At 38.6% G+C, this 12,024-nt stretch carries 9 protein-coding genes; 8 read left to right on the plus strand and 1 reads right to left on the minus strand.

All coding sequences use genetic code 11. The features are described from left to right. Positions 1-254 precede the first annotated feature (254 nt). Positions 255-1,850, plus strand: coding sequence for a bacillithiol biosynthesis cysteine-adding enzyme BshC (gene bshC, locus QPK98_RS12595; protein ID WP_310993816.1), 1,596 nt, complete (start codon positions 255-257; stop codon positions 1,848-1,850). Positions 1,851-2,495: 645 nt separating this feature from the next. Here bshC and QPK98_RS12600 read toward each other — a convergent pair. Beyond that, positions 2,496-3,245 carry a CDP-alcohol phosphatidyltransferase family protein gene (locus QPK98_RS12600; protein WP_310993817.1) on the minus strand — a complete coding sequence of 250 codons (750 nt, stop codon included), beginning with the start codon at positions 3,243-3,245 and terminating at the stop codon, positions 2,496-2,498. 207 nt (positions 3,246-3,452) lie between these two features. Between QPK98_RS12600 and QPK98_RS12605 the strand changes: the two genes are divergently transcribed. From QPK98_RS12605 to QPK98_RS12635, 7 genes are all read left to right on the plus strand, one after another. Continuing rightward, on the plus strand, positions 3,453-4,520 hold the full coding sequence (locus tag QPK98_RS12605) for a putative type IX sorting system protein PorV2 (RefSeq protein ID WP_310993818.1): 1,068 nt from the start codon (positions 3,453-3,455) through the stop codon (positions 4,518-4,520). A 315-nt stretch (positions 4,521-4,835) separates the two neighbouring features. Beyond that, complete coding sequence (locus QPK98_RS12610; protein ID WP_310993819.1) at positions 4,836-6,020, plus strand: lipoprotein N-acyltransferase Lnb domain-containing protein; 1,185 nt, start codon at positions 4,836-4,838, stop codon at positions 6,018-6,020. 63 nt (positions 6,021-6,083) lie between these two features. Beyond that, on the plus strand, positions 6,084-6,260 hold the full coding sequence (locus QPK98_RS12615) for a hypothetical protein (RefSeq protein ID WP_310993820.1): 177 nt from the start codon (positions 6,084-6,086) through the stop codon (positions 6,258-6,260). A 112-nt stretch (positions 6,261-6,372) separates the two neighbouring features. After that, entirely contained in the window at positions 6,373-6,945 is a 573-nt protein-coding gene (locus QPK98_RS12620) for a cob(I)yrinic acid a,c-diamide adenosyltransferase (protein ID WP_310993821.1), read from the plus strand. A gap of 573 nt (positions 6,946-7,518) precedes the next feature. Continuing rightward, positions 7,519-7,740, plus strand: coding sequence for a DUF2795 domain-containing protein (locus tag QPK98_RS12625; RefSeq protein ID WP_014782927.1), 222 nt, complete (start codon positions 7,519-7,521; stop codon positions 7,738-7,740). 282 nt (positions 7,741-8,022) lie between these two features. Then, positions 8,023-11,382: a preprotein translocase subunit SecA gene (gene secA, locus QPK98_RS12630; RefSeq protein ID WP_310993822.1), complete on the plus strand. Its 3,360-nt coding sequence runs from the start codon at positions 8,023-8,025 to the stop codon at positions 11,380-11,382. 151 nt (positions 11,383-11,533) lie between these two features. Further along, entirely contained in the window at positions 11,534-12,010 is a 477-nt protein-coding gene (locus tag QPK98_RS12635; RefSeq protein ID WP_310993823.1) for a DUF4199 domain-containing protein, read from the plus strand. Positions 12,011-12,024 lie beyond the last annotated feature (14 nt).

A 12,024-nucleotide genomic window follows, 5' to 3' on the forward strand; every position in this document is an offset into this window, starting at 1 on the left:
CCCCATTAAACAAAGGCTTTCAATGGTTTCCTTGTGAACGTTTAGGACGCTATTGTTTTTAAACATATTAATTGAACACTTCTGGTTTTGTTTACAATTAAAAAAACAATCTTTGATAAACCGATATTTCAGATAAACCTTCTTAATAATTGGTGTATTTGTGGCAAACCATTCCGAAACGCCAAGATTAACGTATCTTTAAACCCCTAGCCAAACCAAAACAAGTATTTTTGTTCAAAATTTCCTAAAAACCTATGCCAACCCACACCCTTCCGTATAAAGAAACCGGTTATTTCTCGAAATTGATATGCGACTACCTTGACGAAAGTTCGAGTTTACATCCTTTTTATAACAGATTTCCAAAGTTAGCAAACTTCAGACCTCAATTTGAGGAAAAACGAAGTCAGTTATCCTTGGATCAACGCCGTGTATTGGCAAAACAAATTATGCTACAATATGGCGACAACAATCTGTCGCAAGGCACCCTTAGCAACATAGATTTACTCTATGAGCCCGATACATTTACCGTTACCACAGGGCATCAACTCAACCTTTTTACAGGCCCATTATATTTTTTATACAAGATATTTTCAACCATTAATTTGGCCGAAAGTTTAAACAACGAATACCCAAAGCACTACTTTGTTCCGGTATATTGGATGGCAACCGAAGACCACGATTTTGATGAAATTAATTATTTTAAGCTCTTCGGAAGTAAAGTTCAATGGAATCGCGATGCATCAGGAGCCGTGGGAGAATTATCTACCGAAGGATTGGCCCAAGTAAAGGAAGTACTGAAAGAAAAGCTAGGTCCTGGGAAGAATGCAGAAAAGTTAATCACCTATTTTGCTGAAGCCTATCAAAAAAACACCAATCTTGCCGATGCCACCAGACACCTTGCTAATTCGATACTCTGGGAATACGGACTTGTAATTGTTGACGGTAACGATCCAGAACTAAAAAAAGCATTTATCCCTTACGCAGAAAAGGAACTAACAGAGAACCTGAGCTATAATGAAGTTTCCAAGACGACCAAAAATCTTACCAACTTAGGTTTTTCGGAACAAGTACATCCTCGGGAAATCAATTTATTCTACCTTAAAAAAAATCTTCGAGAGCGCATCATTGCTCGCGAAGGAAGGTTTTATGTTAACGAAACTGATATTTCCTTTTCAAAAGAAGAAATTTTAAAGGAACTACACGATTACCCCGAACGCTTTTCGCCAAATGCTTTGCTGCGGCCGCTATACCAAGAAGCAATTTTACCCAATCTGTGTTATATTGGCGGAGGTGGCGAACTGGCATATTGGTTTCAGTTAAAGGATTATTTTAAGGCGGTAGAAGTCCCATTTCCTATTTTGTTACTTCGAAATTCGGCGCTTTTGGTTCCGAAGCAAGTTTCAGAAAAATTAGAAAAATTTAACCTCAACATTGACGATCTATTTCTTCCACAGCACAAACTTGTAACGAAGTACACAGAAAGTATTTCAGAAATAGAAATTGATTTTTCACAACAAAAAGAATTTTTAAAGCAGCAGTTTAAAGATTTGTACCAGCTGGCAGAAAAGACAGATGCTTCTTTTTTAGGGGCTGTCGGGGCACAGGAAAAGAAACAATTAAACGGACTCGACAATCTTGAGAAACGTTTAATGAGGGCTCAAAAAAGAAATTTCTCCGACGAATTGAATCGCTTAAAAAAGCTTCAAAATCAACTGTTTCCAAACGAAAGCCTACAGGAGCGGCAACTAAATTTTTCAGAGTTCTACCTAGAATACGGCGAAGAATTGCTGGAAACCTTAAAAGAGCATTTAGATCCGTTAGATTTAAACTTTACTGTTTTGGAGTTGTAAGCGTAGGTTTTTTTAACCACAATGTGCACAAAGCTCCCACAAAGGCCACAATGAGATTCGTCTTCAATAAATCAACACTCATTATTATACTAAAACACTCGTCATTTTCTTAGTGTGCGTTGTGTTTTCTTGGTGTTCTTTGTGGTTAAACCTAGACAGCTAAAACCCTATTTACCACAATGTGCACAAAGCTCCCACAAAGGGCGCAATGAGATTCGTCTTTAAAAAAATCAACACTCATTATTATACTAAAACACTCGTCATTTTCTTAGTGTACATCGTATTTTCTTGGTGTTATTTGTGGTTAAACCTAGGCAGCTAAAACTCTTTAAACCACAATGTGTTCAAAGTTCTCACAATGGGCACAATGAGATTCGTCGTCTAAAAACAAACACTCATTATGATACTAAAACGCTCATCATTTTCTTAGTGTGCGTTGTGTTTTCTTGGTGTTCTTTGTGGTTAAACCTAGACAGCTAAAACCCTATTAACCACAATGCGTACAATGCTCTCACAATGGGCACAATGAGATTCGTCTTCAATAAATCAACACTCATTATTATACTAAAACACTCGTCATTTTCTTAGTGTGCGTTGTGCCTTCTTGGTGTTCTTTGTGGTTAAGCTTCTGTGTCTAGATCTTTTTTAAACTGCTTCCCTTTTCTGACTAAACAGGGACAATACGATATAAAGCAGAATTATAAACGGAATCGCCACAAACTTCAACAGTACCAAAAGCACTACGCATAGAATTAAAAAGATGTACCGGATAGCATTGGTTTTAAAATCCCAGGATTTGAATTTTAATGCAAATAGTGGAATTTCTGCATTCATTAAAACACTACCTAAAAGGGTAATTCCTATTAAAACCCATTTGTTAAGGATTATGGATACAGCAAAATCTGTATATTGAAATTCTAATATTAACGGTAAGCTTAAAACCAAAATAGTATTTGCTGGTGTGGGAAGCCCAATAAAACCAGTAGTTTGTCGCGTGTCAACATTAAACTTCGCGAGCCGATATGCTGCAGCGATAACAATTATAAGCCCTAAAAGTGGAATGTAATTAGCAACTCCTACATTCCATCCTTCTCCCGAAAAAGTTTCGGTCAAGCTTTTCATGTGTCCAAAATAAGCTAGGTTAAGCATCTGGTACATTACAATTCCTGGAGCAAGGCCACTGGTAATAACATCGGCCAAGGAATCCATTTGAAGCCCTACTTCGCTGTGCGCATTTAATAAACGAGCGGCAAGACCGTCAAAGAAATCGAAGAAAATTCCGAGGAAGACAAAGATCGCTGCATTGATTAAATCGCCCGAAACCGCGAAAAGAACAGCCACACTGCCACAAAGAACGTTTAGGGAAGTAATGATATTGGGCACTTGTTTTACCATATAAAATAAGATCTTAACATTAATAGATTTATTGTGAAACCAAAATATTCAATTGCGTCAAATGCTTTCGCTATTTAGTTGAATAAACAAAGGTTGCTGTAAAAATAGTAAAGTATTTTTGTCCAATGCCATCAAAATACAATATGTAGTTAAATTTATAGTTTAATATTCTGTAAAATAGTCTCATATTTGTCCAAACTTTTAAGCTTGAAAGAGAAATTTCTCCTCCTTATCGTATTGCTTTCAACCACCATGGGTGCGCAAACCGTACGTAAATATTCAAACGAATTTATGAATATTGGTGTTGACGCTGCTGCCTTCGGAATGTCAAACACCGTAGTGGCATCCTCTGGCGATGTTAATTCGGGGTATTGGAATCCCGCTGGCCTCGTTGATCTGGAAGACAACCAAATTTCTGTAATGCACGCCTCATACTTCGCTAATATTGCAAATTATGATTACGCCGCTTTTGCCATGCCCTTAGATGATAGAAGTGCTGTTGGGCTTTCGGTAATTCGTTTTGGGGTAGATGACATTTTAAACACCACCCAGTTAATTGACAACCAAGGAAATATTGACTATAACCGCATTAGTAAATTCTCCACAGCCGATTATGGCTTCACCTTTTCGTATGCCCGAAAATTACCGCTAGACGGCTTAAACTATGGTGTAAACGCAAAAGTCATTAGACGGGTTATAGGCGATTTTGCTTCTTCGTGGGGCTTCGGACTGGATGCAGCAATTCAATTTAAAAGCGACAAGTGGATGTTTGGAATAATGGCCAGAGACATTACCACAACCTTTAATGCCTGGAATATAGACGAAGAAAAATTTGCGGAAATCCAAGGCGCTGTAGAAGGACAGAATCAAGAGTTACCTGAAAACACAGAGATTACCATCCCGAAATTACAATTCGGAATTGCTAGGAAATTTGTTTACCAGTACGACTTTTCATTGTTGGCAGAAGTAGATTTAAACTTTAGATTTGCTGAAACTAACGATATAATTTCGACTTCCTTCGCAAGCATTACGCCTTCTTTGGGGCTAGAATTTGCCTATATTGATATGGTGTATGTTCGTGGTGGAGTTGGTAATTTTCAAAACATAAAACAATTGGACAATACTGACGCTGTAGGGTTTCAACCCAATATTGGTGTTGGGTTTAGGTATAAGGGCATACAAGTAGATTACGCCTTAACGGATATTGGCGACCAGAGCGCGGCTCTTTATTCCAATGTGTTTTCGCTAAAGCTGGATTGGGATATTTTTAGGTAGTCTTGGTTGTAAGATGACGGATTAGAAATCTGAGTTTGGGGTTAATCACAAAGCGCACTAAAAAGACATAAAGTTTACCAAGAAATATACTAGCATTTGACATTTGAACGGCTCAGTTCATTGAACAACAATAAAGACTTTACAAAAACACTATAAATGCCTTGATGAGTCTAAAAAAATTAAATGCGTATCTAGTGATTAAACAATAAAATTCTTTGTGATCTTTGTGCTTATCATTGTGTTCATTGTGGTTAAATAAACAGTACAATTTATTATTATCCAACTCTAATTGATAACTGAAAACGATATTTAAAAGTGGCTAAAAATTACATCCTATTCCTTCTTCTTTTACTAAGTATTTCTGCTAAGGCACAGTTTGGCTCTTTGTCTCCCGCAGGCGAAATAAGCATATTAACAATTGGCCCCGGAGCCGAGCTTTATGACAAGTTTGGCCATAGTGCTTTTAGGGTCAAAGACTCCCTTAGCGGCGTAGATGTAGTATTCAACTATGGGGTTTACGATTTCAACACGCCTAATTTTTACACAAAATTCGCCCAAGGCAAGCTCTTGTATGAACTTGGTGTGAGCTACTACCAGCCATTTTACGAAAGCTATGTGCATCAAAACCGTTGGATAAAAGAACAGACTCTAAACCTGACCAAGGCCGAAAAGCAAGAATTAGCAGATTTTCTATGGCACAATGCCCTACCGGAAAACAAAAAGTATAAATACGATTTCTTTTATGACAATTGCGCCACTAAAATCAGAGATGTAGTCTGGGAAGTTTTGGGCAACAAACTCGAGTTTAAAAATGACCATATAAAAGACTCGTTGAGTTTTCGGGAGCTTATCCAAAAAAACCTGCAGGCAAACACCTGGGGAAGCATGGGTATTGATATTGCCCTAGGGTCAATTATTGACCAAAAAGCGCGCCCCATAGAATACCAGTTTTTACCGGAATACGTCTTTAAAGGTGCTGAAAATGCAGTTATTCACCGCAATGAAAACACCGTGGATTTAGTAAAGAAAACTAAAACCCTTTATGACAACACCCCCACTCCGCCAGAAACTAATTTTATTACAAGTCCGCTCTTTGTTTTAGGCGTTCTTGGGTTGATTATTGTTTTTATCACCTTTAGCGATTACAAAAAATCATCGCGAAATCGTTTCTTGGATGGGTTCCTTTTTCTTTTTACAGGGCTCATTGGTGTATTTTTACTATTGCTTTGGTTTGCTACAGACCATACCGCAACGGCAAATAATTATAATTTGCTATGGGCATTTCCCATTTCATTATTGTTTTTAATCGCTATTATAAAAAAGGATATTGCGATAGGCATAAAACGTTATATGGTACTATTAATCCTTCTTTTAGGACTTTTAACCCTACACTGGATAACGGGGGTGCAGGTTTTTGCCATCGCGCTGCTACCGCTATTGATTGCCTTGGCCATTCGTTACTTGTATGTTATGTATTTTATTGGGAAGCGGAACAAGTAATTCACAACGTTTCAAAATCATCTTAAAAATTGGTATTATTGTTTCAAGCTTTATCTTTAAATTATGAATATTGACTTTTCAAACCCACTTGTTTTAATCATTGGCGGAATTCTCTTTCTGGCAATTCTATATTTTTGGAACAAACGCAACGCAAGCAACCAAAGACGGCGACGAAACAGAAATTTTCGAAGCAGTTATTACGAACGTAAAAAGGAAAGGGAGAAGGAAAGTGAGCAGTAGGCAATGCTCTTTAATAAATTGAAACTTAGAATTTCTTCTTAGCTCCTGAGCACGCTTTTTAACCTTGTAATTTGTAACTTTGAAAGCCTCAAACCATAAACATCGAACCATTATGAAAATATATACAAAAACCGGCGATGCAGGTACTACTGCCCTATTTGGTGGTACGCGGGTACCAAAGCACAATATTAGAATTGAGAGTTACGGCACTGTAGATGAGCTGAACTCCAATATTGGGATGATTCGCAGCCAAGACATTGATGCCCACAGTAAAAAAACCTTGATACAAATTCAAAATAGATTATTCACTTTAGGTTCAACTCTGGCTACCGACCCTGAAAAAGCGGTCCTTAAAAGTGGCAAGGAAAGGTTGAACATTCCAAGGGTCGATGAAGAAGATATCCAGCTTTTAGAAACCGAAATGGACAAAATGAACGAAACCCTGCCAGATATCACCCACTTTGTACTTCCGGGCGGGAATACTACCGTGTCAACTTGTCACATAGCCCGCACTATCTGTAGGCGCGCAGAACGTCGTGTTACTTTATTAAATGAAAATGAACCGGTTGACCAAGGCGTACTAAAATACTTAAACCGACTATCTGACTACCTCTTTGTGCTGGCACGAAAATTGTCTAATGATACTAATGCGGAAGAAACGCAATGGATTCCGAAAAAGTTATGAGTTATGAGTTATGAGTTATGAAAATTGGCGATAATTGTTATAAAAGTTATGTTTTGCATCAATAGCGTCCTAAACGTTCATAAGAAAGCCATTGAAAGCCTTTGTTTAATGATGCTTTAGAGATAATATGAAGCTTAGGGGGCTGTAATTGAGAATTCCTGTTCTTTGGCCTATCGAAAATTTATCGTAAAATTTGAAGTGAAGTTCCCGTAAAATTTTAGGCTGTTTGAGCCAGCAAAGATAGTCATCAAAGCACTGGATTTAAAGGCGAGTTCCTAAAATTTAGGGGACGAACAAAAAATTTAGAGAAAATTTCGTAAGCCTAGCCCCGATGGCTATCGGGGTTTGGTTCGTTCCGATAGCTATCGGAATTATCAATGGAAAAAATGAACAGGTTAAATATTTAGGACAGGATTGGTTTTGCATAAATAACTTATGAATATCTTAATTTATAAACACTTGATTATCAAGAGTTAAAAAACGTTCTTTAAAATACAGCAGAAATAATTGTGATTTTACTTGGCTTTCTCATAAAAAAAATTAGTTTTGCAGAAAATTAAAACCTAAAGTGCTATGTACTGGACATTAGAATTGGCATCGTATTTAAGTGATGCACCCTGGCCCGCAACCAAAGACGAATTAATTGATTACGCGATCAGGACCGGTGCTCCGCTAGAAGTAGTGGAAAACCTTCAGGCAATTGAAGACGAGGGAGACTCCTACGACTCTATTGAAGAGATCTGGGCAGATTATCCAACCGACGACGATTACCTTTGGAACGAGGATGAATATTAACTCCCATTAACCTTGGGAAAATTTAAAAAATAATATAAAAAGTCTCTTTTAGGAGGCTTTTTTTTGTTTGCAATCTATAAAGAGAATTGACAATAATTTGCAATTATGCTGTTAGGAGCGTATAATCTTGTAGCGATTGTATTATTGTTCATTTCGAGATTGAAAATATAAAACTGACAAAAAAGTGCTGCCCCGCAACACTACAAAATAAGCATTGGCGTTTAAGCAAACGTCTTAAAACATAAACCCGTTCTAAAAACGGAAGCAACAAAATAATTGATCATGGGAATATTAGACAACGTACTTAAAGTATTTGTAGGCGACAAGTCAAAAAAAGATATAGGCCAGATACAGCCGTTGGTAAACGCCATAAAGAAACAGGAAGAAGCAATTTCAAAACTCTCCCACGACGAGCTTAGGGCCAAATCAGACTATTTCAGAAACATCATTAAAGAAAACCAGAAGGAAATTCAGGATCAAATTGATGCGCTTGAAGAAAAATCTGATTCAGAGGAAGACATCAACAAAAAGGAAGACCTTTATAACGAGATCGATAAATTAAAAGACGATCGCTACGAGGTTGAAAAAGAAACGCTCAACACAATACTTCCCGAAGCCTTTGCCGTAATGAAAGAAACTGCAAAGCGCTTTAAAAACAACGAAACAATTACTGTTACTGCCAGTGCCTTTGATCGTGAAATTTCAGGAGAAAAAGATTACATAAACCTCGATGACGATAAAGCCGTATGGCAAAACTCTTGGGACGCTGCAGGAAAACCAATTACTTGGGATATGGTGCACTATGATGTGCAGCTTATTGGAGGGGTTGCGCTTCACGAAGGAAAAGTTGCCGAAATGCAAACGGGAGAAGGTAAAACCTTAGTTGCAACCTTACCCATGTACCTAAATGCCCTAGCTGGTAACGGCGTTCACCTTGTAACGGTAAACGACTACCTTGCCAGACGAGATAGTGCTTGGATGGCACCTTTATTTGAATTCCACGGAATGACTGTTGACTGTATAGACAATCACCGCCCAAACTCCGCAGCTCGTAGAAAAGCATATTTAGCCGATATTACCTACGGAACCAACAACGAGTTTGGTTTTGACTATTTGCGTGATAATATGGCGCACTCGCCAGATGATCTTGTACAGCGCCCGCACCACTACGCTATTGTAGATGAGGTAGATTCGGTGTTAATTGATGATGCCCGTACACCGCTAATTATTTCAGGACCCGTCCCTGAAGGCGACCGTCACGAGTTTACCGAATTAAAGCCCAATATCAGCAACATTGTTGGGGTTCAGAAAAAATACCTTACTGGAGTATTGGCCGAAGCTAAAAAACTTATTGCAGAAGGCGATCACAAGGAAGGTGGCTTCCAGTTATTGCGTGTGTATCGTGGGCTTCCAAAGAATAAGGCCTTGATTAAATTTCTATCGGAAGAAGGGGTGAAACAAATTCTTCAGAAGACCGAAAACCATTATATGAGCGACAACAACCGCGAGATGCCAAAGGTTGATGCCGAACTCTATTTTGTTATCGATGAAAAAAACAATCAGATAGAACTTACCGATAAAGGTGTTGAATATCTATCAGGCGAAGGCGATCCAGATTTCTTCGTAATGCCTGAAATTGGAACCGAAATAGCAAAAATTGAAAACAAAGGCCTTCCAAAGGAAGAAGAGGTTGCAGAAAAAGAAGAGCTTTTCCGCGACTTCTCTCTTAAAAGTGAACGTATTCACACTATGAGTCAACTTTTGAAAGCTTATACACTTTTTGAAAAAGACGACCAATACGTAGTGATGGATAATAAAGTGATGATCGTTGACGAACAGACCGGACGTATTATGGACGGTCGTCGTTATAGCGATGGACTTCACCAAGCAATTGAGGCCAAGGAAGATGTGAAAATTGAAGCATTAACCCAAACCTTTGCAACAGTTACGCTCCAAAATTACTTTAGAATGTACCGCAAGCTTTCAGGAATGACTGGTACAGCCGTAACGGAAGCTGGAGAACTTTGGGAAATATACAAACTGGACGTGGTAGAAATTCCTACCAACCGCCCAATTGCACGTAAGGATAAGGAAGATAAAATTTACAAAACAAAACGTGAAAAATACAACGCGGTAGGCGAAGAGGTTGTAGCGCTTTCAAAAGCAGGAAGACCCGTGCTTATTGGTACAACTTCGGTAGAAATTTCTGAATTATTAAGCCGAATGTTGAGTATTCAAAATATTCCACACAACGTTTTGAACGCAAAACTCCACAAACGCGAGGCAGATATTGTAGCCGAAGCAGGTAAAAGTGGTATTGTGACCATTGCTACAAACATGGCAGGTCGTGGTACGGATATTAAACTGAGCAAAGAAGTAAAAGAAGCCGGCGGACTTGCAATTGTAGGTACCGAGCGTCACGATTCGCGACGTGTTGACAGACAGTTACGCGGGCGTAGTGGTCGTCAGGGAGATCCGGGAAGCTCACAATTCTATGTTTCTCTTGAAGACAACCTGATGCGTCTCTTTGGAAGTGAGCGTATTGCAAAAATGATGGATAAAATGGGCTTGCAGGAAGGCGAAGTGATACAGCACAGTATGATTTCAAAATCTATTGAGCGCGCCCAGAAAAAAGTGGAAGAGAACAACTTTGGTATCCGTAAGCGTTTGCTGGAGTATGATGATGTAATGAACGCACAGCGCGAAGTAGTTTACAAACGTCGTTTCCATGCTTTGTTTGGCGACCGTCTCCGCGTGGATATCGCCAATATGATTTTTGACACTTCAGAAGTAGTTGCCGAAACCAATAAAATGGCACAGGATTATAAGAATTTTGAATTTGAATTGATCCGTTTCTTTTCGATGAGTTCTCCTATTTCGGAAAAAGAGTTTGAAAAAATGAACGCGCTCGAAATTGCCGGAAAAGTTTATAAAGCTGCTTATACGCATTACCAAGATAAGATGGAGCGCAACGCAGAATTGGCTTTCCCTGTTATCAAAAACGTTTATGAAACGCAAAAAGATAAGTACAAGCGTATTTTAGTGCCATTTACTGATGGCGTTAAGACCCTAAACGTTGCTACCGATCTTGAAAAAGCATACGAAACCGAAGGAGCGCAGTTGGTGCACGACTTTGAGAAAAACATTACCCTTGCAATTATAGATGACGCCTGGAAAACGCATTTGCGCAAAATGGACGAATTAAAACAATCGGTTCAACTTGCGGTACACGAGCAGAAAGACCCGTTGCTTATCTATAAGTTTGAAGCCTTTGAACTTTTCAAGAAAATGATTGAAAATGTTAATAAAGATGTGGTCTCCTTCCTATTTAAAGGAGAATTGCCGGTGGAAAACCAACAGCAAATTCAAGAGGCGCGAGAGGTTAAACGAAAGGACAACCTTAGTGAGCAAAAAGAGGAGATTCCTAATATGGACGAACGTGCTGCAGAATCAAGGGCAGCCGGAAACACACAACCCCAACGGCAACAGGTAACGGAAACCATTGTTCGCGAGCGTCCAAAAATTAACCGTAACGATAAAGTAACCATCAAGCATGTGATGAGCGGCGAAAACAAAACCTTAAAATACAAGCAGGCCCTTCCATTGATTGACAAAGGGGATTGGGTTTTGGTTAATCAGTAAAATTTTTGACTTAGGCCTTACGACTATTTAGTTTAAGAGTTATAGTTTTCAAAAAGTTTATAATCCCAAGGTGAAAGCTTTGGGATTTTTTCACTAAAAAAAACTATCTTTAATCGCGAATAAAAAGTAGTCTTATCTCAATAAAACGGGAATGAAAAAAATATACATTGAAATTAAATGGGCGGTAATATTCACCATTACGCTACTTTGCTGGATGCTGCTGGAAAAAACATTGGGGTGGCATGAAGAAAACATAGCAGACCATGAGTGGTTAACGCTTTTTTTTGCTCCATTTGCTATTTTAATATATCTGTTGGCGCTTCGTGAAAAAAGAAGACGGGTCTATGACCGAAAAATGACGTGGCTACAGGGCTTTATTTCGGGTGTAATCCTCACTATTTTTATAGTCTTGCTTTCGCCCTTGGCGCAATACATTACCCACAATTATATTACACCCGAATATTTTAACAATGTGCGGGAATACTCCATTACTAACGACCTGATGACCAGGACCAAGGCCAATGAATACTTCAATATAAAAAATTATATGTGGCAAGCTGCCTTTGGCGCGTTGTGTTTTGGCGTGGTTACCGCTGCAATTACCGCTATATTTGTTCGGAAAAAATAAAATATAAAGCAATA

The organism is Aequorivita marina, assembly GCF_031631895.2.
GTDB lineage: Bacteria > Bacteroidota > Bacteroidia > Flavobacteriales > Flavobacteriaceae > Aequorivita > Aequorivita marina.

Coding starts and splice junctions, on each gene's coding strand:
- bshC (WP_310993816.1), top strand. CDS start 255: ATGCCAACCCACACCCTTCCGTATAAAGAAACCGGTTATTTCTCGAAA.
- QPK98_RS12600 (WP_310993817.1), bottom strand. CDS start 3,245: ATGGTAAAACAAGTGCCCAATATCATTACTTCCCTAAACGTTCTTTGT.
- QPK98_RS12615 (WP_310993820.1), top strand. CDS start 6,084: ATGAATATTGACTTTTCAAACCCACTTGTTTTAATCATTGGCGGAATT.
- QPK98_RS12620 (WP_310993821.1), top strand. CDS start 6,373: ATGAAAATATATACAAAAACCGGCGATGCAGGTACTACTGCCCTATTT.
- QPK98_RS12625 (WP_014782927.1), top strand. CDS start 7,519: ATGTACTGGACATTAGAATTGGCATCGTATTTAAGTGATGCACCCTGG.
- secA (WP_310993822.1), top strand. CDS start 8,023: ATGGGAATATTAGACAACGTACTTAAAGTATTTGTAGGCGACAAGTCA.
- QPK98_RS12635 (WP_310993823.1), top strand. CDS start 11,534: ATGAAAAAAATATACATTGAAATTAAATGGGCGGTAATATTCACCATT.